The 21,775-nt window shown below is 61.7% G+C and carries 19 protein-coding genes, 2 pseudogenes and 1 riboswitch; of the genes and pseudogenes, 8 read left to right on the top strand and 13 right to left on the bottom strand.

Going from position 1 to position 21,775, the window contains the following annotated elements:
• The first annotated feature begins 36 nt into the window (after positions 1 to 36).
• Positions 37 to 654, top strand: coding sequence for a PAQR family membrane homeostasis protein TrhA (trhA, locus tag JNA92_RS07280; protein ID WP_241804066.1), 618 nt, complete (start codon positions 37 to 39; stop codon positions 652 to 654).
• Here the strand turns inward: trhA and JNA92_RS07275 are convergent.
• The 3 genes from JNA92_RS07275 to JNA92_RS07265 form a co-directional block, all read right to left on the bottom strand.
• Positions 651 to 1,370, bottom strand: coding sequence for a 16S rRNA (uracil(1498)-N(3))-methyltransferase (locus tag JNA92_RS07275; RefSeq protein WP_241804065.1), 720 nt, complete (start codon positions 1,368 to 1,370; stop codon positions 651 to 653). The genes trhA and JNA92_RS07275 overlap by 4 nt on opposite strands.
• An 84-nt stretch (positions 1,371 to 1,454) precedes the next feature.
• Positions 1,455 to 2,861 (bottom strand): adenosylmethionine--8-amino-7-oxononanoate transaminase, encoded by a 1,407-nt coding sequence (locus tag JNA92_RS07270; protein ID WP_241804064.1) that lies wholly within the window; start codon positions 2,859 to 2,861, stop codon positions 1,455 to 1,457.
• A gap of 78 nt (positions 2,862 to 2,939) precedes the next feature.
• Positions 2,940 to 3,431 (bottom strand): hypothetical protein, encoded by a 492-nt coding sequence (locus tag JNA92_RS07265; RefSeq protein ID WP_241804063.1) that lies wholly within the window; start codon positions 3,429 to 3,431, stop codon positions 2,940 to 2,942.
• A gap of 207 nt (positions 3,432 to 3,638) precedes the next feature.
• Between JNA92_RS07265 and JNA92_RS07260 the strand changes: the two genes are divergently transcribed.
• The 3 genes from JNA92_RS07260 to JNA92_RS07250 all read left to right on the top strand — a co-directional run bounded on the left by JNA92_RS07260 (position 3,639) and on the right by JNA92_RS07250 (position 6,655).
• A complete protein-coding gene (locus JNA92_RS07260; protein WP_241804062.1) occupies positions 3,639 to 5,285 on the top strand; it encodes a flavin monoamine oxidase family protein in 1,647 nt (548 codons plus the stop codon).
• A 208-nt stretch (positions 5,286 to 5,493) separates the two neighbouring features.
• Positions 5,494 to 6,045 carry a cytochrome b gene (locus JNA92_RS07255; protein WP_241804061.1) on the top strand — a complete coding sequence of 184 codons (552 nt, stop codon included), beginning with the start codon at positions 5,494 to 5,496 and terminating at the stop codon, positions 6,043 to 6,045.
• Between the two features lie 31 nt (positions 6,046 to 6,076).
• On the top strand, positions 6,077 to 6,655 hold the full coding sequence (locus tag JNA92_RS07250; protein ID WP_241804060.1) for a YceI family protein: 579 nt from the start codon (positions 6,077 to 6,079) through the stop codon (positions 6,653 to 6,655).
• Positions 6,656 to 6,701: 46 nt separating this feature from the next.
• Here the strand turns inward: JNA92_RS07250 and JNA92_RS07245 are convergent.
• The 4 genes and pseudogenes from JNA92_RS07245 to JNA92_RS07230 all read right to left on the bottom strand — a co-directional run.
• Positions 6,702 to 6,954: pseudogene (locus tag JNA92_RS07245) on the bottom strand (IS4 family transposase); the annotation flags it as partial.
• Positions 6,955 to 7,004: 50 nt separating this feature from the next.
• Positions 7,005 to 7,478: a helix-turn-helix domain-containing protein gene (locus JNA92_RS07240; protein ID WP_241804059.1), complete on the bottom strand. Its 474-nt coding sequence runs from the start codon at positions 7,476 to 7,478 to the stop codon at positions 7,005 to 7,007.
• A 41-nt stretch (positions 7,479 to 7,519) separates the two neighbouring features.
• Positions 7,520 to 7,861 (bottom strand): type II toxin-antitoxin system HigB family toxin, encoded by a 342-nt coding sequence (locus JNA92_RS07235; protein ID WP_241804058.1) that lies wholly within the window; start codon positions 7,859 to 7,861, stop codon positions 7,520 to 7,522.
• 213 nt (positions 7,862 to 8,074) lie between these two features.
• Positions 8,075 to 10,372 carry a TonB-dependent siderophore receptor gene (locus JNA92_RS07230; RefSeq protein WP_241804057.1) on the bottom strand — a complete coding sequence of 766 codons (2,298 nt, stop codon included), beginning with the start codon at positions 10,370 to 10,372 and terminating at the stop codon, positions 8,075 to 8,077.
• 140 nt (positions 10,373 to 10,512) lie between these two features.
• Here JNA92_RS07230 and JNA92_RS07225 point away from each other — a divergent pair, with 140 nt between their 5' ends.
• Entirely contained in the window at positions 10,513 to 11,232 is a 720-nt protein-coding gene (locus tag JNA92_RS07225; protein ID WP_241804056.1) for a response regulator, read from the top strand.
• A gap of 1 nt (position 11,233) precedes the next feature.
• Positions 11,234 to 12,601, top strand: a complete 1,368-nt coding sequence (locus tag JNA92_RS07220) for an ATP-binding protein (protein WP_241804055.1) — start codon at positions 11,234 to 11,236, stop codon at positions 12,599 to 12,601.
• Positions 12,602 to 12,742: 141 nt separating this feature from the next.
• On the opposite strand, the pseudogene JNA92_RS07215 reads toward JNA92_RS07220, so the two are convergent.
• The 5 genes and pseudogenes from JNA92_RS07215 to ahcY form a co-directional block, all read right to left on the bottom strand.
• Positions 12,743 to 12,887 (bottom strand): annotated as a pseudogene (locus tag JNA92_RS07215) (IS4 family transposase); the annotation flags it as partial.
• A 122-nt stretch (positions 12,888 to 13,009) separates the two neighbouring features.
• Complete coding sequence (locus tag JNA92_RS07210) at positions 13,010 to 14,902, bottom strand: DEAD/DEAH box helicase (RefSeq protein ID WP_241804054.1); 1,893 nt, start codon at positions 14,900 to 14,902, stop codon at positions 13,010 to 13,012.
• Positions 14,903 to 15,118: 216 nt separating this feature from the next.
• Positions 15,119 to 15,907: a substrate-binding periplasmic protein gene (locus JNA92_RS07205; RefSeq protein ID WP_241804053.1), complete on the bottom strand. Its 789-nt coding sequence runs from the start codon at positions 15,905 to 15,907 to the stop codon at positions 15,119 to 15,121.
• A 281-nt stretch (positions 15,908 to 16,188) separates the two neighbouring features.
• The gene (gene metF / locus JNA92_RS07200; protein WP_241804052.1) at positions 16,189 to 17,034 is read right to left on the bottom strand and encodes a methylenetetrahydrofolate reductase [NAD(P)H]; all 846 of its coding nucleotides are present in this window, start codon (positions 17,032 to 17,034) and stop codon (positions 16,189 to 16,191) included.
• 165 nt (positions 17,035 to 17,199) lie between these two features.
• Positions 17,200 to 18,609 carry an adenosylhomocysteinase gene (gene ahcY, locus JNA92_RS07195; protein ID WP_046785039.1) on the bottom strand — a complete coding sequence of 470 codons (1,410 nt, stop codon included), beginning with the start codon at positions 18,607 to 18,609 and terminating at the stop codon, positions 17,200 to 17,202.
• A gap of 20 nt (positions 18,610 to 18,629) precedes the next feature.
• Positions 18,630 to 18,726, bottom strand: a riboswitch (S-adenosyl-L-homocysteine riboswitch).
• Between the two features lie 179 nt (positions 18,727 to 18,905).
• On the opposite strand from ahcY, the gene JNA92_RS07190 reads away from it, so the two are divergent.
• Complete coding sequence (locus JNA92_RS07190; protein WP_012312432.1) at positions 18,906 to 19,307, top strand: acyl-CoA thioesterase; 402 nt, start codon at positions 18,906 to 18,908, stop codon at positions 19,305 to 19,307.
• 173 nt (positions 19,308 to 19,480) lie between these two features.
• On the opposite strand, the gene JNA92_RS07185 is transcribed toward JNA92_RS07190, so the two are convergent.
• Positions 19,481 to 20,716: a cation:proton antiporter gene (locus JNA92_RS07185; RefSeq protein WP_241804051.1), complete on the bottom strand. Its 1,236-nt coding sequence runs from the start codon at positions 20,714 to 20,716 to the stop codon at positions 19,481 to 19,483.
• 201 nt (positions 20,717 to 20,917) lie between these two features.
• Between JNA92_RS07185 and JNA92_RS07180 the strand changes: the two genes are divergently transcribed.
• On the top strand, positions 20,918 to 21,763 hold the full coding sequence (locus JNA92_RS07180; RefSeq protein WP_241804050.1) for an EamA family transporter: 846 nt from the start codon (positions 20,918 to 20,920) through the stop codon (positions 21,761 to 21,763).
• The last annotated feature ends 12 nt before the right edge of the window (positions 21,764 to 21,775 follow it).

Here is a 21,775-nt window from a genome sequence, read left to right as displayed (position 1 = left end):
ACGCAACTTGCAGACGTTTGGGAGGTCTGTTTTTGCATGTATTACGGTGAACGCTTCAACGCTTGGACCCATTTGGTCGGTGCCGTGCTGGCCTGCACTGGCGCCATCTGGCTGATCGTCAGCGCAGGGCTGCAGGGCGATCCTTGGAAGATCGTCAGCTTCTCGATCTACGGCGGCACACTGCTGCTGCTCTACAGCATCTCCACCCTCTACCACAGCACCCGCGGGCGGGCCAAGGTGATCATGCGCAAGCTCGATCACCTGTCCATCTACCTGCTCATCGCCGGCAGCTACACACCGTTCTGCCTGGTGAGCCTGCGCGGGCCCTGGGGCTGGAGCCTGTTCGGAGTGGTCTGGGGGCTGGCGGTGATCGGCATGCTGCAGGAAATCAAGCCACGCTCAGAGGCTCGGGTCCTGTCCATCATCATCTATGCAGTGATGGGCTGGATCGTGCTGGTGGCGGTCAACCCGCTGCTGCAAAGCCTGGGCACCGCCGGCTTTGCCTGGCTGGCGGCGGGCGGTGTGTTTTATACCGTGGGCATCATCTTCTTCGCCTTCGACAGCCGATTCCGACACTGGCATGGCATCTGGCACCTGTTCGTGATCGCTGGCAGCCTGATGCACTTCGTGGCAGTGTCCTTCTACGTGCGTTAGAAGTCGCCCCACAGCTGTTGCGCCACCGACAGGGCCACCACCGGTGCTGTTTCGGTGCGCAGCACCCGCGGGCCGAGGCGGGCAGCGTGGAAGCCCGCGCCCTTTGCCTGGTCGACTTCCGCTTCGCTCAAACCACCCTCGGGGCCGATCAGAAACGCCAGGCGTGCCGGTTTGTCATGACTGGTCAACGGCTCAGCGACAGGGTGCAAGACCAGTTTCAGGTCAGCATCGCTGCCCTTGATCCAGTCTCCCAAGGTCACGGGCGCATGGATGATCGGCAAGGTCGAGCGGCCGCATTGTTCGCAGGCGCTGATCGCCACCTGGCGCCAGTGGGCGAGGCGCTTGTCGGCGCGCTCGTCTTTGAGGCGCACTTCACAGCGTTCGCTGACGATCGGGGTGATTTCATTGGCGCCCAGTTCAGTGGCCTTCTGGATCGCCCAGTCCATGCGCTCGCCGCGGGAAAGCCCCTGGCCCAGGTGTATGTGCAAGGGCGACTCGGCCTGGCCGGCGACGGCCTGGTCGAGGCTCACGCGCACGCTCTTCTTGCCCACTTCGAGCAATTGGCCCAGGTATTCCTGGCCGCTGCCATCGAACAATTGCACGGCGTCGCCGGGGGCCATGCGCAGTACGCGGCCGATATAGTGGGCCTGGGCTTCGGGCAGGTCGTGCTCGCCGAGGCTCAGGGGGGCGTCGATGAAGAAACGGGACAGTCTCATGGTTTTGCTCAGGAAGAAGGTTGGACATCGGCCTTGCAGGCGCGACACAAGGCCCACCTGCATGGCAGTGCGATTGCTGGTCGGTTAGCCCGGATCGCGGAAATCGGGGTGGAAGTTCGCTGGCACTGCCACGCTGACGCTTTCTCGCGTGGCGATATCGATGCCTTCACTGGCCACCTCGGCAAGGAAGTCGATCTGCTCGGGCGTGATCACGTACGGCGGCAGGAAGTACACCACGCTGCCCAGCGGGCGCAGCAGGGCGCCGCGGGTCAGGGCATGCTCGAACACTTTCAGGCCACGGCGCTCCTGCCACGGGTAGGCGACCTTGCCCGCCTTCTCCTGGACCATTTCGATCGCCAGGGCCATGCCGGTCTGGCGGATTTCGGCAACATGGGCATGATCGGCCAGGTGCGCAGTGGCACTGGCCATGCGTGAGGACAACGCCTTGTTGGCCTCGATGACGTTGTCCTGTTCGAAGATGTCCAGGGTCGCCAGGGCCGCGGCGCAGGCCAGCGGGTTGCCGGTGTAGCTGTGCGAATGCAGGAATGCGCGCAGGGTCGGGTAGTCGTCGTAGAACGCCTGGTACACCGTGTCGGTGGTCAGGCACGCGGCCAGCGGCAGGTAGCCACCGGTCAGCGCCTTGGACAGGCACAGGAAATCAGGGCGGATGCCAGCCTGCTCACAAGCGAACATCGTGCCGGTGCGCCCAAAGCCCACGGCAATCTCGTCGTGGATCAAGTGCACGCCATAGCGGTCGCACGCCTCGCGCAGCAGCTTGAGGTAGACCGGGTGGTACATGCGCATGCCGCCTGCACCCTGGATCAGCGGCTCGATGATGACCGCCGAGATCGTTTCGTGGTGTTCGGCCAGCGTCTGTTCCATGGCGCTGAACATGTTGCGCGAGTGCTCTTCCCATCCCATGCCTTCGGGGCGCAGGTAGCAATCCGGGCTGGGTACCTTGATGGTATCGAGCAGCAGCGCTTTGTAGGTTTCGGTGAACAGCGGTACATCGCCCACCGACATCGCAGCGATGGTCTCGCCGTGGTAGCTGTTGGTCAGGGTGACGAAGCGCTTTTTCGCCGGTTTGCCGATGTTCTGCCAATAATGGAAGCTCATTTTCAGCGCCACTTCGATGCACGACGAGCCATTGTCGGCATAGAACACCCGGTCCAGGCCGGCAGGCGTCATCGCCACCAGGCGCTCGGACAGTTCGATCACCGGCTGGTGGCTGAAACCTGCCAGGATCACATGCTCGAGTTGATCGACCTGGTCCTTGATGCGCTGATTGATGCGCGGGTTGGCGTGGCCAAACACATTCACCCACCAACTGCTCACCGCATCCAGGTAGCGTTTGCCTTCGAAGTCCTCGAGCCACACGCCTTCCCCGCGCTTGATCGGGATCAGCGGCAACTGCTCGTGGTCTTTCATCTGGGTGCAGGGGTGCCACAAGACCTTCAGGTCACGCTGCATCCATTGATCATTGAGGCCCATTGGCACTTCTCCTGGCGTTACGGCATGTTTGACCGCGTAAGCCTAAGCAATGCCAGGAGGCAGGACAACCGCTGCGGGTCAATGGCGACTGGTGTGGGTCCATTCGAACTTGCGGATATGCACGGTGCCGGCTCTGGAGGTGGAGATGGTCAGGCAGCGAAAGGGCCCGGGGAGGTGCTGATAGCAAGGTTGAGTGGAGAAATGCCCAGGCATGAACTCGGTATAGCCGCTGCCTGAAAGCGTCAGCCAATAGAAGTTGTGCGGGGGCGGGGCAAACACGCCCCAATCCAAGTTCTCTGTATCCAGGAGCATCGTTACATCTTCGAAGTGCTGGTCGCTGACGACATAGCATTCCAGGCGAAGGCTCTCGACCTCCTGGCTGAAGCTGATTTCCACCTCACACTGCTCGCCTATCACCAGTTCGGTGCCGTCCTCACCTTTGCACGCTTCGTGAACACCGGCCCAGGAAGTGCCATTGCTGCGGATGCGCAAGCCTGATGGCGTCTGTAACGTTTGTTTGTGCCACAGGAGCTGCCTTTTGACCTGGGCAAAGTGCTCCTCGTAGATCATGCGCAGTTCCTTTTGTCGGTTTTTCTGGCTACCCAGACCAGCGTTGCGCAAGGGCAGCAGGCCTGTCTACTGACAAAAATGCCAGTTGCCAAAGGCACTTGATGGCGCTGTGGTGGCAGGGTCGCCATACCTGACGTATTCTTAACGCATCATCTCGGGGCATTTGCCTCTTCCCATTTCTGTAACGTCAACTCGGAGTTCGCCATCATGGCTGCTGCTTGGGTGCGCCTGTGCGCGTTGGTATTGATCGGTGTGTCCAGCGGCGCCGCGCTGGCCAAGGACAAGACACCTTCGGCAATCGTGGTGGGTGGCGGCCTGGCAGGCCTGACTGCGGCCTACGAGCTGCAGAACAAGGGTTGGCAGGTAACCTTGCTGGAAGCCAAGGCCGGCATGGGCGGCCGCTCGGGCCTGGCCACCAGTGAGTGGGTCGGCAACAGCAAGGCTCAGCCGGTGCTCAACCAGTACCTTGAGCGTTTCAAGCTCGAGACACTGCCCGCGCCCGAGTTCGTCCGTACTCCGGGGTATCTGATCGACGGGGAGTACTTCAGCGCCAGCGACCTGACTACCCGCCAGCCAGCTACCGCCGAAGCGCTCAAGCGCTACGAGAAGACCCTCGATGACCTGGCCCGTTCGATCGATGACCCGCTCAAACCGCAGGCCACCAGTACGCTGTTCGCCCTCGACCAGATGAACGTTTCCACCTGGCTCAACAAGCTGCAGTTGCCCAGCACTGCACGGCAGCTGATCAACCAGCAGATCCGTACCCGCTATGACGAACCATCGCGTCTCTCACTGCTGTACTTCGCCCAGCAGAGCCGTGTCTACCGCGGCGTCAGCGACCGTGACCTGCGTGCCGCACGCTTGCCTGGCGGCAGCCCGGTGCTGGCCCAGGCTTTCGTCAAGCAGCTGAAAACCATCAAGACCAGCTCGCCGGTCACCTCCATCGTTCAGGACAGCGGCGGGGTCACCGTCAAGGTCGGCAGCGCCAGCTATCAGGCCGATTATGTGGTCATGGCGGTGCCGCTGCGTGCCCTGGCCAAGATCCAGATCACTCCAGCCCTGGACACCCAGCACATCGCGGCGCTAAGGGGCACCAACTATGGTTGGCGCGATCAGTTGCTGCTCAAATTCAAGCAGCCGGTCTGGGAAAGCCGCGCTCGCATGTCTGGCGAAATCTTCAGCAACGCAGGCCTTGGCATGCTGTGGATCGAGCCAGCACTCAAAGGCGGCGCCAACGTGGTGATCAACCTGTCGGGTGACAACGCCCGTCTGTTGCAGGCGTTCGGCGACAAACAGATGGTCGACCAGGTATTGATCCGCCTGCATGCCTTCTATCCAAAGGCCCGTGGTGCGTTCACCGGTTATGAGGTCAAGCGCTACAGCGCCGATGCTGGCACCGGCGGTGCTTACCTGGCCTATGGCCCAGGGCAGATCAGCAAGTACTGGCGCCTGTGGGAGCGCCCGGTGCAACGCATTGCGTTTGCCGGTGAGCATACCGACGCGCTGTACCCAGGCACCCTTGAAGGTGCCCTGCGCAGTGGCCAGCGTGCCGCCAGCCAAGTGCAGGACCTGCTGGCCGGCAAGTCGTTCGACCCCGCCAAAGCTGCCCCTGTGGCGGCGACAGGGGCGGCAAGGCAGGACAACGTTGGGTTCTTCTCCAACCTGTTCGGTGGTTCATCCGACAAGGCGGACGACGCCGAGAAGGCACCCGCCAAAGCAGAACCGGTGAAGGCCGAGGAGGCGAAGGTGGACAAGCCTGGTTTCTTCTCGCGGTGGTTCGGCAGCGCCGACAAGCCTGAAGCCAAGGCTTCTCCAGCTCCAGCTCCAGAACCGGCCCAGGCCAAGGCTGGCTGAGAGGCGATCACCTGGCCCTGTCACCGCCAAGCGGATGTCAGGGCCAGGGCTGACAACTTGGCATTACCCACTATCGTTAATGTTTCCTTAATAGCCGACTCGGACAATTACCATCGGATTTATCGATAATCCAAAGCAATTTTTTGTGCTTTTATTCGATACGTTACGCGTTAGTCTGTGCACAGCTTCCACGGGGAAACACGGCATCATGCAACTGCGCAATTCACCTTCTCGCTATGGCGTTGTCAGCATTCTCTTGCACTGGGGCGTTGCGCTGGTGGTCTTTGGCCTGTTCGGTCTTGGTCTGTGGATGGTCGGTCTCGATTATTACAGCCCTTGGCGCAAGGCTGGCCCGGACTTGCACAAGAGCATCGGCCTGGTGCTCATGGCCGTCATGCTCATGCGTGTGCTGTGGCGCTTCATCAGCCCACCGCCGCCGGCGCCTGCCAGCCACGGTGCATTCACCCGGCTGGCTGCCAAGTTGGGGCATTTGGCGCTGTACGTGGGCCTGTTCGCGGTGATGATCGCCGGCTACCTGATCTCGACCGCCGATGGTGTCGGTATTCCAGTGTTTGGCTTGTTTGAAGTACCTGCCCTTGTCAGTGACCTGCCTGACCAGGCAGACCTGGCTGGCGTGGTTCATCTGTGGCTGGCGTGGGGCCTGGTGATTTTCGCCGCGCTGCATGCCGTGGCTGCCCTGAAGCACCATTACATTGACCGTGACGCGACCCTGGTTCGCATGCTGGGCCGCAAAGCTTGACTCTCAACCTCAATTGCAAGGAACTTAAAGGATGTTGAAAAAGACTTTTGCCGCTTTGGCGCTCGGTACCGCTCTGCTCAGTGCTGGTCAGGCCATGGCCGCCGAGTACAAGATCGACAAGGAAGGCCAGCACGCGTTCGTCGACTGGAAAATCAGCCACCTGGGCTACAGCTTCATTCACGGTACCTTCAAGGACTTCGACGGTAACTTCACGTGGGATAGCGAGAAGCCTGAAGCCAGCAAGATCAGCGTCGACCTGAAAACCGCCAGCCTGTGGTCGAATCACGCCGAGCGTGACAAGCACATCGCCAGCGCTGACTTCCTGGATGTGAAGAAGTACCCAGAAGCCAAATTCGTTTCCACCGCCGTCAAGTCCACCGGCGAAAAAACCGCAGACGTGACCGGTGACCTGACACTGCACGGTGTGACCAAGCCGGTGACCTTCAAGGCCACCTTCAACGGTGAAGGCAAGGACCCGTGGGGCGGTGAGCGTGCTGGCTTCAACGCCACCACCACGCTGAACCTGAACGACTTCGGCATCAAGGGCCCAGGCCCAACCTCGCAGACCCTCGACCTGGACATCAGCGTCGAAGGCGTGAAGCAGAAGTGATCATTGCCTGAGCAATGAAAACGCCGCCCTATGGGCGTAATGCTGTTCACTTAAGCGGAGCAGCCTTGCGCTCCACCGGATACCGGGTTTTGAAAAATCTTCACCGTCCCAGGCCTTCCTGGGCTTGGGCGGTGATCCAGAAACATCCCCGCAACACCTCCCCGTAACTCAGCCAACCTCCTGCCCGTAGCCGATAGCGATGTACTGGAAGGCGGGTTTGAGCTTATGTCCGATGGTGTTCGACCAAAGGCGATTGCGGCTTGGCTGGCCTCCCGGCGGATGATGTTGTAAGGCAGCAGTGAACAGCATGTTTTGGCTTTTACTGAGCGGCACCACCCTTTCTTCTCAGTCAAACCACCCCATGCATGAAGAACTCAACCGGTACGCTGAAAAACTCAGCAAAGCCCTTTATCTGCGCAACCGTCATCTTCCGCTTGTTGTTCAGAATCTCGGATACCGCGCTCTTGGTCGCTATCGCCGACAGGTCCTTCTGCTTCACGCCCCTGTCCGCTAGCAGAAAGGCCAACGCTTCGGCCTGGCTCGCGAACGGCACCAATACAGAGTCACTTTCATACGCGTAGACGCGGTCCGCTACCATCTCCGCAAAACGTGCCGCAGCGTGGCCTTCGCTGTCCGCGTGGGAGTAGAGCTCGTCGATCAATGCCATGCGTGCCTCAAGCTCGGCATCGTCCTTGATGGGGTCATGGCAGGCGGCCAGAAGCTGGGCCATGGTTGCCATCTGAGTGTTCAGGCCATCGAGCATGGGTGAAATATTAGCGATGAAGGCATCTAGTCCATTGGCTTCGACGTTATCCCGCTTCATGTTGTCACCTGTCGAATTGAAATAGGGCGCGGCCCAGGTTGCTACCTGATATCGCTTCTGCACCATTTGTCGTACTCGGCGTGCGACAGAATGGCCTTGATGTAGAGAGTGCCCGTTCGCGCATTGAGCCACGCGATCAGGCGGCATTCGTTTTTCTTGATATCGAACACGTAGATATCAAGCGGCCCTTTGCGGCTGGCGGGCCTGAGTCTTGAGTGGGGGATGCGATCAACATTCCAGCCAGACACAGTGGCCCACGTCTGCCTCAATTGTTCAAAAGATTCAAACCGCAACGTCGCCCTGTCAAAGGTCGTCAGCCACAGGCTAAGGGGCGCTTTCCACTGGCCGTGGGCTTCAATCGCCCTGGTAACCGCCGCTTTCATTATGACCCGTATTGTGTTGTCCCGGGGCACCCACATTGGGTGGAAAAAATCTCGGATCCATATATCTGCCAACCAGATATCTGGGTGGCGATGCACGGTGACCTGGCGATCGCCAATGGATTGATGCCCGTCATACGACGGGCTGGGCGAGGATTGCAACAGCTTTGAGAGCCCGTTGGAGAAGCCGATTGATCCAGGGCAAGCTGGGCTTGATCAGAACGCGGTGCTTACCGTCAGCGACAGATTACGCGGGTCGCCGTAGATGGCCCCGGCATAGAACCCGTATTGGGTGTAGTAGTGTTTGTCGAACAGGTTGTTGGCGTTGAGGCTGACGCTGGTGTCGTCGGTCAGCTGGTACTTGGCCATGGCATTCCAGATGGCATACCCGGACCAGTTCACGTCGGTGGCACCATTACTCACACCGTTGGTGGGCTGGCCAGCCGGGCTGGAGATGGCGCGGATGTTGGTCTGCGCAGTCACGCCGGCACCCAGTGTCAGGCGGTCGAGCGGGCCGCTCAGGCGGTACGTGGTGGAGGCCTTGAACAGGTGCGACGGGTCGCTGCGGCCGTCGCTGTCGACGCGGCGCAAGTGCAGGTAGGTGTAACCGGCGTAGACGTTCCAGTTCGGGGTCAGGGCGCCTGCGGCTTCCAGATCGATACCGTCGGTTTCCTGCCCGGAACCGGCCTTGTAGGCGCTGTCGCCGGTCGGGGTGGTCAGGTCGCCGTCCAGCACGGCCTTGTTTTCCTGCTTGGTGCGAAAGTAGGCCGCCGAGGCGTTCAGGCGACCATCGAACCACTCACCCTTGATACCTGTTTCGTAGCTTTGCCCACGAATCGGCTCGACCTTGCTGCCGCTGCTGGTTTCAGAGGTTTGCGGCGTGAAGATATCGGTGTAGCTGGCATACACCGAGTAGTTGTCGCTGAGGTCATAAACCGCGCCCAGGTAGGGGGTGACGATGCCGTTTTCTTCCTGGCTGGTGCGCTCGCCGGCCACGCTGCGGGTGACCGAAGAATAGTTGCTGGTGCGCACGCCAACGATCACCGACAACGGGTCGGTAATGCTCAGGCGGGTGGCGGCGTACATGCCCTGCAGGCGGGTGGTGGTCTTGCTGTGAAGGCCGGTGCGCGAGGCGACGAGGTCATAGTCGTCATCCACGCCATTGTGCCAGTCGGTCACTGGAAAGCCGTTGTTGGCGCGGAACTGGCAGCCCAGTGCAGGCGCGCTGGTCATGCTGTCACCGACCATGGTGCAGGTGTACTGGGGTGACCAGCCGACGGTGCGGCTGTCGTTGTAGCCGACCATGGCCTGGTGGGTGCGGCCGAGCAGCTGGAACGGGCCAGACAGGTCGATCTGCGCCGACTGCTGAGTGGTGTCGCTGGAGCTGTGCAAGCCGTTCAGTACGGCGCCGCTGCCGTCCTGGTCCCAATAGCCACCGTAGCTGCCGCGTCCTGCCGAGTTCACCTTGGCAAGGCCCCGGTGGTTCAGGGCTTCGGTGGTGGCCTGGGCGGCTTTCAGGTCCAGGGTCCAGTCGTTGTCGAAGCGGTGCTCTAGCGAGCCGAACGCAGTGCGGGTGGTGTATTCGCCAAAGCTCCAGCTGGGCACCACGTTGGTGCTGCGCGGCAAGTCGGTCTTGCTGCCATCGCGGTACCAGATCGGGATATTCGCCCCCCAGCCGCCGCCCACGACCTTGCTGTATTCATACTGGTAACCGGCGCCCAGGGTAGTGGCGTCGTCCAGGTCGAACTCGAAATTGGCCAACGCGGCGCGCAAGCGCTCTGACTGGTTGTCACGGAAGGAGTTGGCATCCTGCTGGGTCATCACGAAACGCGAGCGCAGGCGGCCATCTTCGGATAGCGGCAGGTTCAAGTCAGCACCCAGACGACGCTTGTCCCAGCTGCCGTAGGTGGCATAGGCGCTGCCGCCGAAGGTTTTGGTCGGTGCCTTGCGGATCAGGTTGACGGTGGCCGAGGGGTCGCCGGTGCCGCCCAGCAGGCCGTTGGCGCCGCGCACGATGTCGATGCGTTCATACAGGTCCATGTTCAGCGCATTACCGCTGCCACTGAAATCGGAGCCGCCCTGGGTCTGCAGGCCATCGACCTTCCAGTTGCTGATCGAGTAACCACGCGCGCGGTAGTCGGTGCGCCCACCCACCTCGGACTTGTTGGCCGTTACACCTGGGGCGGTTTCCAGTGCCTGCTCGATAGTGTGGATATCGCGGTCATCCATCTGCTGGCGGGTGATGGTGGTAACCGATTGCGGTGTCTGCCGTGGCGTCAGTGCCAGGCCTGTGGAGCTACGGGTGCTCTCGACCGTGTAGCCCAACTGGCCGGCGTCGTCGGCAGGCATCAATGCGCTGTCTTCGATCTGCGTGGCCTCCAGTACAAGGGGCTTGCCGTCGGCAGCCATTGCCCCACCGCTGATGGCGACGGCAACGCAGAAGGCCAGCGGCTTGAGGCGACTGCCACTTTGACTGGAGGGAGTGAACGCTGTCGGGATGCTCTTGGGATTCATTTGGGAAGGCTTCGTATTTGCAGATGATTTTTTGTTAGGATTCTAGGGATCAGCCCTCCGGGCTCCAGACCCGACATGTACGGGGATGTAATTGAACGTAACGAGCGCCACCGGCCCTCACCTAACAGGTGTTTTTCTGCATGAGCACGACCCTGCTGGTTGTCGATGATGACGACGAGATCCGTGAACTTCTTTCTGATTACCTGACCGATGCCGGCTACAACGTGCTGTCCGCAGCCGACGGTGAACAGATGCGCGACCAGCTGGCCCAGCACAAAGTGGAACTGGTGGTGCTCGACCTGATGCTGCCGGGTGAAGATGGCCTTAGCCTGTGCAGGCAGCTGCAGGCCACCCCCGGGGTGGCGGTGATCATGCTGTCAGCCAAGGGCAGCACGCTGGACCGCATCATCGGCCTGGAAGTGGGCGCCGACGACTATCTGGCCAAGCCCTTCGAACCACGCGAACTGATCGCCCGGATCAAAGCCGTACTACGTCGTCCGCAACGCCTGGGCACCTGTGCCGAAGAACCCGTGGTGGAGGCCCAGCTGTTCGCAGGCTTTCGCCTGGAACACGCCAAGCGCGTGCTCGCCGGCCCGGATGGCGAGACCCTGACCCTGCCGCGCTCCGACTACCGCGTGCTGCGCGAACTGCTGGAAGCCAACAACCGTGTGGTCTCCCGTGACCAACTGACCCGTAGCGCGTTCGGCCGCGACCACCTGCCCGACGACCGCTCGGTGGACATGTGCGTCAGCCGCCTGCGCCAGCAGCTGCGCCGGGCGCCGGCGGGGGCCGCGCAAATCCTGACCATCCGCAACGAAGGCTACCTGCTGAGTATCGCCACCCTCGCGGCCGGTGCCTGACATGCGCTGGTTTCACCGGCTGTGGCCACGCACCTTGTTTGGTCAGCTGCTGCTGATCATGGTCAGTGGCACGCTGGTGATCCAGTTGATGTCGAGCAGCATCTGGTTCGATGTGCGTTTCGCCCAGGCGCTAGAGGTGCCCGTGCGACTGGTTGCTGCACGCAGCGCCGCCCTGATTGCCCAAGCCGACTGTCAGGGCGGTACATTGCAGGCGCCAGCCCACTACCAGCTTCGCTGCGTCGAAAGCCTGCCTGCGCAAGAGCATGACGAGCGCCCTGGGCGCAGGCGGGTCGAGCTGTTGCTGCAGCAGGCCCTGAAGTACGAACTGGGGCATGCCCAGGACGTGCGCCTGATGAACGTGCAACTCACCGACGAACTGGGCCAACCGATCGTCTGGCGCAGCCTGTTCGGCCTGCGCACGGCCCAGGCGCATATCCAGTTCGCGGTGCCGCTGGCCGATGGGCACTGGCTGACCATTGCGGGCCAGGAACTGCATGGCTGGAGCGGCGAGTCGGCGTGGTTGCTGATCAGCGATTATCTGCTGCGGGTGTATGCGCTGCGTATCGTCGCCGTATTGCTGGTGTGCCTGGTTGCCGTGCGCCTGTGCCTGCGCCCGTTGCGGCGCCTGGCCGATGCTGCACGCGGCCTGGGCAGTAACCTCGAACAGCCTCCCCTGGCACTGGATGGCCCGGAGGAAGTGCGCCAGGCGGCGCAGGCGTTTAACGCCATGCAGCAGCGGCTGATTGCCATGGTCAACGACAAGGCCTACTTCCTGGCCGCCGTGTCTCACGACCTGCGCACCCCACTGACTCGCATGCGCCTGCGACTGGAAGGCTTACCCGATGACGAACACCGCCAGCGCCTGCGGCAGAACATCACGCAGATGGACGATATGATCGGTCAGGTTCTGGATTACCTGCGTGCCGGAGAGCAGCAGAACTTGCAGCAGGTGGATCTGGACCGGCTGGTGACGCGCCAGTGTGCGGACCTGGCGACTGACCAGGAACCCCTGCCCGTGCACGGCCGGGTGAACAGCCTGCGGGGTGATGCCCTGCTGCTGCAGCGCTGCCTGCAGAACTTGTTGGTCAATGCGTTGCGTTATGCCAAGGATGTTTCTGTCACGCTGGAGCGAACCACCACAGGGGTTTTCATCCACATCGACGACCGCGGGCCAGGGATTTCGCCAGCGCTGCTGCCGACCATTACCGACCCGTTCGTGCGCGGTGAGGGGTCGCGTAGCCAGGCATCCGGGGGATATGGGCTAGGGCTGAGCATTGCCCAGCGGATCGCAGCCAGCCATGGGGGTGAGCTGATGCTGTCGAACCGAGCCGGTGGCGGGTTACGGGTCAGCCTGCTGCTCCCCGCCTAAAGGCTGATCCAGAGGCCGGCGTGTGAGCGTCTTTTACCGATTACCCAGGTTTTCCGTTCCCTGCGTTTGCCTACCCTATGCCTGGTCATCCTGCCTGCGATGGCCCCATGAAACACGCCGTGGCTCCCGCACCTCCCAGTGCTCGCTTGGCAGGCGCCGCCGCCGGATGGTGGCTTGCGCCGAGAGGTTGAGGCACTGGCAACCCACCCACAGGAATATTCTGGGTGAAAGTGCTGAGGTCGGAGAAGTTGAAGAGATCGCCGAGGTCGAGCGACTGCTGCTCAATGGGCATAAAAAATCCGATACCAGGTGGCTGGTATCGGATTCTCTAGAAACCCCGGCTTGGACTCAAATGCTCAAGTGAACAGCATTCGCTCCATGGCGCGGCGTTGTTATTTGCCAGCAGCGTTAGCCGCCTTTGCGGGTCAACAACGCAGGCCGCTCACCACGTGGGCGGCTTGGCAGGTCGTCCAGTTGCTCAGGCGTTGGGAAACGGTCGAGCTTGGACTCCTTGCGGATGATCACAGGCTGGTTTTGCGGCTCTCGCGAGCTACGTACGGCAGGTTCCTGACGGGATGCGTCGTCACGGCCGCTCGAACGGTTGCGGCCACCACCTTTGCTGTCGCGGCGCGCCTCGCCACCCTTGTTATTGCGCGGCGGGCGTTTCTCACCACTGGCGCTGCGCGGCTGGCTGCCGTTACGCCCTTGGCCACCACCACTGTTGCTGCGCCCAGGGTTGGCCTGGGCCTGACCCGCTCCGGCACCAGCACCAGGGCGACGGTTGCGGCCCTGATTCTTGGCATTCTGGTACGGGCTGACGTAGTCGGCACGGTTACCGAAATTGTCGATTTCGTCGTCCAGGAATTCATCCGGAGCACGGTCGGCCGGTACTTTCGGCACACTGTTCTGGCTGGCCTGCTGTTGGCGCGGCTTCTTGTCGCGCGGCTTGCGCGGCTGTTGCTTGTCGGCGGACTTCTCCTTGTCGGCAGACTTGTCGGCAGCCGGCTGCTTGGCCTTGCCTTTATCCTTGCCCTTGTCCTTGCGACCGCTGCTGCCGTCTTTGCCACCGTCACCACGGGCCTGCTGGTTACGGCCGCCGCGACCGTTATTCTGCGGCCGTTCACGCACCTCAGGTTTCTCGGCTTCTACCTGGCTTGAGTCAAAGCCCATCAGGTCGCCATCAGCGATTTTCTGCCGGGTAACGCGCTCAATGCTCTTGAGCAGCTTTTCTTCATCCGGCGCGACCAGGGAGATAGCCTCGCCCGAGCGGCCGGCACGGCCGGTGCGGCCGATACGGTGAACGTAGTCTTCCTCGACATTGGGCAGCTCGAAGTTGACCACATGTGGCAGCTGGTCGATGTCCAGGCCACGGGCGGCAATGTCGGTGGCGACCAGTACGCGTACGGTGTTGGCCTTGAAGTCGGCCAGGGCCTTGGTACGAGCGTTCTGGCTCTTGTTGCCGTGGATGGCGGCGGCGCTCAGGCCGTGCTTTTCCAGGTACTCGGCCAGGCGGTTGGCGCCGTGCTTGGTACGGGTGAACACCAGCACCTGCTCCCAGGCGCCGAGCGTGATCAGGTGGGCCAGCAGCGCGCGCTTGTGGCTGGCGGGCAGGCGGTAGACCCGCTGTTCGATACGCTCGACGGTCGTGTTCGGCGGGGTGACCTCGATGCGCTCCGGGTTGTGCAGGAGCTTGTCGGCCAGGTCAGTGATGTCTTTGGAGAACGTCGCCGAGAACAGCAGGTTCTGCCGCTTGCTCGGCAGGCGGGCAAGGACCTTCTTGACGTCGTGGATGAAGCCCATGTCGAGCATGCGGTCGGCTTCGTCGAGGACCAGGATTTCCACGTGGGCCAGGTCGACGCGGCCTTGGCCTGCCAGGTCCAGCAGGCGACCCGGGCAGGCCACCAGCACATCGACACCCTTGGCAATGGCCTGGATCTGAGGGTTCATGCCAACGCCGCCGAAAATGCAGGCACTGACCAGTGGCAGATCGCGAGCGTAAACCTTGAAGCTGTCGTGAACCTGAGCCGCCAGTTCGCGGGTCGGGGTCAGGACCAGCACGCGCGGTTGGCGAGGGCCATGGCGCTGTGATTTGTCCGGGTGACCTGCCGGGAACAGGCGCTCAAGGATCGGCAGGGCGAAACCGCCGGTTTTACCTGTACCTGTCTGTGCGGCGACCATCAGGTCGCGGCCTTGCAACACGGCGGGAATCGCCCGCTGTTGCACCGGAGTCGGCTGGGTATAGCCCGCAGCCTCGATAGCGCGGACGAGTGCCTCGGAGAGACCGAGGGAAGCAAAGGACATGGGCAATCCTGTTCTGTGGGGGCTGGGCCCGTAGGGATATTCTGCCTGGCGCGACGGGCATCGGTGGGATGCGATCGCGTCCGGTCCAGCTGGGCTTTCACTGCGCATCCGGAAAACGGCGTGAGGACGCAAGGTGCGTCGGTGCCGATCGGGATGCCTGTTGCGAGGCCGAGCGTCCGGGCGTGAGCCGGGCGGGAAGGCCCGAGTATAACAGAGCTATCGCTGTGTGCTGCTTTCCTGCTGCTCAACGGTGTGAGGAGGGTGGCCGGTGCTGCCGATATAGCGTTCGATTATCGCTAGGTAGGCGGGCTCCTCCTTGAAGCGCCGCAGCTCTTCGGAAAACGCCAGTGCCAAGGCATCGCGGCCAGGCTTGCGCGCCAGCCCCAGGTATTGCGCTTGACGGCTGATGACCAGTGGCAGTTCCTCTACCTCCTGCTCGAGGCCGAGATGGCGGCGCAGGTAGCGCCCGACCAGGCGATCGGTGATCAGCAGATCGATGCGCCCGAGCACCAGCTTGCCAAAATTGGCTTCGTGGCTTGGCGCCGCTTCACGGCGAAAGCCTGATGCGTCGTTGAACTGCGCGCCATAGGCATAGCCCGGTGAGGTGCCGACCGTCAGGTCGGTGAGGTCGCTCATTTGGTTGACGGTATGGCGACGGTGGCTGGATTGATACAGCACGAATTCGACATCCGACATGGGCTCCAGCGGGTAGACCATGTATGCCTGGCGCGAGTCCACTTTGAAGATGTCCATGACCCCATCGGCCTGGCCATGTTCGATCATGCTCAGGCATCGCTTCCAGGGCATGAACGCCCACTCCAGCTCGATACCCAGGCGCCGGAATACTTCAGTGGTCACTTCGTAATCTATGCCTTGGGGCTGGCCGTTGTGCTGGTACACATAAGGTGCCCAGTCGTCGGTAACCAGGCGCAGGCGTTCGGCCTGCGCCATGGGGCTCAGGCAGGCGAGCAGCAGGATGCAGTAGAAACGGACGATGAACGGCATAACGCGAGATTACGCGCTCGGCTCTGGTAAGGCCAGTTGCAGGCGCTGAGACAGGATCTTGGCGGTAACATAACGCTCAAAGCTGTGCGCACTGCAGCAGATGCGCATCGATCTCCTTGCGTTTAGCTCCGGGCGAGAGGCGTAGCCAGGAATGCAACTGAGGGCACGATGGCGTGAGATGCCAGCATGGCTGGCAAGACTCGCTTGAACCAGAAAAAGTTAAGGCTTTAGTCTATGACTAGAGCCTTAAGCATTTCTGAACGAGATCTTGCAAAAAAATTTCAGCGAGGCAGCTTCAGGTTGTTCCAGATCGCCAGGCTCGGCTCTGCCTGGTTCAGGGTGTAGAAATGCAGGCCCGGTGCACCGCCTTGCAGCAGTTGTTCGCACATGTGGCTGATGACTTCTTCACCGAAGGCCTGAATGCTGGCGGCATCGTCGGCATAGGCTTCCAGCTGTTTGCGGATCCAGCGCGGGATTTCAGCGCCGCAGGCGTCAGAGAAGCGCGCCAGCTTGCTGTAGTTGGTGATCGGCATGATGCCGGGCACTACCGGAATATCCACGCCCAGCTTCTGTGCGCGCTCGACAAAGTAGAAATAGCTGTCGGCATTGAAGAAGTACTGGGTGATGGCGCTGTCGGCACCGGCCTTGACCTTGTGAACGAAGTTGGCAAGGTCGGCTTCGAAGTGGCGTGCCTGCGGGTGCATTTCCGGATAGGCAGCCACTTCCAGGTGGAAGTGATCACCGGTTTCCTGGCGGATGAACTCGACGAGGTCGCTGGCGTAGCGCAGCTCGCCGCTGGCCATGCCCATGCCAGAGGGCAGGTCACCACGCAGGGCGACGATACGCTTGATGCCTGCCGTCTTGTATTCGGCCAGCAGGGCGCGCAGCTCGTCTTTGGTATCGCCGACGCACGACAGATGCGGTGCGGCAGGCACCTTCACTTCGTTCTCCAGCTGCAGCACGGTGTTCAGCGTGCGGTCGCGCGTCGAGCCCCCGGCACCGTAGGTGCAGGAGAAGAAGTCCGGATTGTAGGTGGCCAGTTGGCGGGCCACGCCCATCAGCTTTTCATGACCGGCATCGGTCTTGGTCGGGAAAAATTCGAAACTGTAGCGGCGTTCTTGTGACATCACTCGTTCCTCAAGCAGCAAGCTGCTAGCGGCAAGCTGCAAGTAAAAGCCAGATCGGTGATGGCCGATCTGGCTTGGCATCGTTCAAGATCGTGGGTGCTGGAGCTGCAAGCGGCAATGGCACTGTCTGCCTTTTCTTGTCGCTTGCCGCTTCAAGCTTGCCGCTTAGTAGCGGTAAGCGTGCGGCTTGAACGGGCCTTCGACAGTCACGCCGATGTAGTCGGCCTGCTGCTGGGTCAGCTTGGTGACCACGCCGCCGAAGCCGCGGACCATTTCCAGGGCTACTTCTTCGTCGAGCTTCTTGGGCAGCACTTCAACGGTCAGGCGCTCAGCTTTCTTCTCGGCCGACAGGTCAGCGAACTTCTGCTCGAACAGGAAGATCTGGGCCAGTACCTGGTTGGCGAACGAACCGTCCATGATGCGGCTTGGGTGGCCGGTGGCATTGCCCAGGTTCACCAGGCGGCCTTCGGCCAGCAGGATCAGGTAGTCATCATTCTGCGGGTCGAAGTCGCCAGCGCCGGTGCGGTGGATCTTGTGGACCTGCGGTTTGACCTCTTCCCATGCCCAGTGCTTGCGCATGAAGGCGGTGTCGATCTCGTTGTCGAAGTGGCCGATGTTGCAGACTACGGCGCGCTTCTTCAGGGCCTTGAGCATGTTGGCGTCGCAGACGTTGACGTTACCGGTGGTGGTGACGATCAGGTCGATCTTGCCCAGCAGGGCCTTGTCGATACTGGCTTCGGTGCCGTCGTTGATACCGTCGATGAACGGCGAGACCAGCTCGAAGCCGTCCATGCATGCCTGCATGGCACAGATCGGGTCAACTTCGGTGACCTTGACGATCATGCCTTCCTGGCGCAGCGACTGCGCAGAGCCCTTGCCCACGTCACCGTAGCCGATGACCAGGGCCTGCTTGCCCGACAGCAGGTGGTCGGTACCGCGCTTGATGGCATCGTTCAGGCTGTGACGGCAGCCATACTTGTTGTCGTTCTTGCTCTTGGTGACCGAGTCGTTGACGTTGATGGCCGGGACCTTCAGCTCGCCTTTGGCCAGCATGTCCAGCAGGCGGTGCACGCCGGTGGTGGTTTCTTCGGTGACACCGTGGACGCGGTCCAGCACGGCCGGGTACTTCTTGTGCAGCAGCTCGGTCAGGTCGCCGCCGTCGTCGAGGATCATGTTGGCGTCCCATGGCTGGCCATCCTTGAGGATGGTCTGCTCCAGGCACCACTCGTACTCTTCCTCGGTTTCACCTTTCCAGGCGAACACCGGGATGCCGGCAGCAGCGATGGAGGCAGCGGCCTGGTCCTGGGTGGAGAAGATGTTGCACGACGACCAGCGCACTTCGGCACCCAGGGCAACCAGGGTTTCGATCAGCACGGCGGTCTGAATGGTCATGTGGATGCAGCCCAGAATCTTCGCACCTTTGAGCGGCTGCTCAGCGAGGTATTTGCGACGCAGGCCCATCAGGGCAGGCATTTCCGATTCGGCGATGATGGTTTCGCGACGACCCCAGGCGGCCAGGGAGATGTCTGCGACTTTGAAATCGGTAAAACCTGCAGGCGTGTTTACAGCGCTCATGAGAGCCTCCATTCGTAGTGTGCGAATGGGCGCCGTTGTGCGTTCAGCGTCCGCGGGAGCGGACAACGCCCCATCCGAGCCTGACAGGATGACCCTGCTGCAGCGCCCCTCGGACAGGTGGCGGGCATGGCACCGCGGCGGGTGGCCATGTGAATCGGCGCAGATTATAGCCTTGGCGGGAGTCTTCGCCCAAGGTTTTCTGTCGATTAATCGCGACGATAGTCGATGATCAATGGAGCGGCGCGGGCCGCTCTGCCATCATTACCGTACGTTAGCCAAGCAGGTCAGGAGTACAGATGAACTTTCACACCCGCAAATGGGTAAAACCCGAAGACCTCAACCCCAACGGCACGCTGTTCGGCGGCAGCCTGTTGCGCTGGATCGACGAAGAGGCGGCGATCTATGCCATTGTCCAATTGGGCAACCAGCGCGTGGTGACCAAGTACATGTCGGAGATCAACTTCGTCAGTGCCTCGCGCCAGGGCGATATCATCGAGCTGGGCATCACTGCCACCGAGTTCGGCCGCACCTCGATCACCCTCAAGTGTGAAGTACGCAACAAGATCACCCGCAAGAGCATCCTGACCGTCGACAAGATGGTCTTCGTCAACCTGGGCGAAGATGGCCAGCCGGCGGCCCATGGGCGGACCGAGATCAAGTATGTTCAGGACCAGTTTCCGGACAGCGCCGTAGAGTGACGTGCTAGGGCTGCTGCGCAGCCCATCGCCGGCAAGCCGGCGCCCACCGCGACCGCGCAGGTCTGCAGATCTGCGCTTTACCTGTGGCCGCAACTGTCTTGCTCAACCTCTAAAAGCCGGCGCAACCCATGTGGGGCTTGCCGGCGAAAGGGCCGTACGGCGAGCCCGGGTTTTCAGGGTTGTGCGCTGACCTTGCGCACCACCCGCCCGATGCTCAAACCTTGTACCAGGATCGACGACAGCACCACGATGTAGGTGATCGAAAGCAGCAGGTCACGCTCCTCGCCCAACGGCAGCGACAATGCCAGCGCCACCGATACCCCCCCACGCAAGCCGCCCCAGGTCAGGACCCGTATGGTGCCCTTGGGCACACTACGCCAGCGGCGCAGCAACAGGATCGCAGGGGCCACGGTCAGCAGCCGCGACAACAGCACCGCCACCGCCAGCACACCGCCAGCCGCCAGGTGTAGCCAGTTGAACGGCAGCAGCAACAGCTCCAGGCCGATCAGGGCGAAGAGCAGGGCATTGAGCATGTCGTCGATCAACTCCCAGAAACCATCCATGTAGCGACGAGTCATGTCGTTCATCGCCAGGTTGCGCCCCAGGTTACCGATGATCAGCCCGGCTACCACCATCGCGATCGGTGCCGAAACATGCAGCTCGTAGCACATGGCCGAGCCACCGATGACCAACGCCAGGGTCAGCATGACCTCGACCTGGTACTGCTCGACGCTCTTGATCATGCGGTAGGTGGCGTAACCGAGCAGCCCGCCAAACACCGCGCCGCCAATGGCTTCGCGGGCGAACAGGATCGCCGTGTCCGTCATGCCTGGCGTTTCACCCAGTTCGATGATGCCCAGCAGCACGGTGAACACCACCACGGCGGTGCCGTCGTTGAACAGTGATTCGCCGACGATGGTGGTCTTCAGTGGTTTGGAGGCGTTGGCGGTGCGCAGGGCCCCCAGCACCGCGATCGGGTCGGTGGGCGAGATCAGTGCACCGAACAGCAGGCAGTAGATCAGCGGCACCTGCCAGCCGAACATCGCGAACACCCAGTGCGCCAGAAAGCCGATCATCACGGTGGCGATCAGTACGCCGAGCGTTGCCAGCAGCCCGATCGGCCAGCGGTAGCTGCGCAGATCGGTGAGGTTGACGTGCAGGGCACCGGCGAACAGCAGAAACGCCAGCATCCAGTGCATCAACAGGTCATTGAAGTCGATCTGGTTCATCAGCCCTTCGACGCGTTCTTCAAGGCCAGGGAAGCCGATCAGGCTCAGGCCCTGCAGTATCAGCGAGAACAGCAATGCCGTGACCATCACGCCGATGGCAGGTGGCAGGCCGATAAAGCGATAATTGACGTAGGTGAGGAGTGTGGTGAGGCAGATAAACGCAGCGACTAATTCAAGCATCCCAAATCCTGTAACAGTGGCTTCCAAGTCGTAACCCGAATGGCTCGGGCAGTTCTTTGATGACCTGGCGAGGGACTCGGGACACAGTTTTCGACCTGATTGGCTGGATTCGTTCCACTTCGATACAGAACTGCTTCGCACCCCGCGGTCCCATCAACGCTCTATATTCACAGGCTGATAACGTCACAAGGACCTGAAGGCGTGCTGGCAACTTCCCTGGTATTGATCGCGGCCTTACTGCACGCGACCTGGAACACCCTGATCAAATTCAGTGGCGAGCGCTTGCTGGTGATCGCCAGCATGGACTCGGTAGCCCTGGCCTTTGCCGTGCTCGCAGTGGCTTTCGTCGACCTGCCGCCTGCCCAGGTCTGGCCTTGGCTGATCGCTTCGGCATTGGCAGAGCAGTTGTACCGATTCCTGTTGATTCAGGCTTATCGAGTGGGCGATCTGGGGCTGGTCTATCCTCTGATGCGTGGCTTGTCACCGCTGGTGGTACTGGGGCTGACCCTGGCGTTCGCCGGCGAGTCGCTCAGCGAACGGCAGATCATCGGCATACTGCTGATCCCCTGTGGCATGGCGTGCCTGCTGTGGCAGGGAGGTGGCGGGGACCGTCTGCCCTGGTCGATGCTGCCGGTAGTGGCGCTGATCGGCCTGTGCATCGGTTGCTACACCTGGTTCGACGGGCAGGCCGTGCGGTTGTGGGGCAAGCCCTGGGACTACCTGGTATGGCTGACCCTGCTCAGCGCCTGGCCGTTTCCGCTGCTGGCCGGTGTGGCACGGCGGGGGCCGTTCGTGCTGTTCTGGCGCACCCAGTGGCGCTTGGGGTTGGCCGTGGGCTTTTGCGTGCTGTTCAGCTATGCGCTGGTCTTGTGGGCCATGCATCTGGGGTCGGTGGCCGAGGCGGCGGCCTTGCGCGAGCTGAGCGTCATCTTGGTGGTGCTGCTGGGCATGCGCTACCTGAAAGAACCTTTTGGCGGCCCGAGACTCCTAGCTTGCGGGCTGGTGCTGGCAGGCATGCTGGTGATGAAGCTCTACCCTGACGACTGAAGGAGTCCTGTC

It is taken from the genome of Pseudomonas putida, from assembly GCF_022627325.1.
GTDB lineage: Bacteria > Pseudomonadota > Gammaproteobacteria > Pseudomonadales > Pseudomonadaceae > Aquipseudomonas > Aquipseudomonas putida_X.
This window is presented reverse-complemented; position numbering and strand designations above follow the sequence as displayed.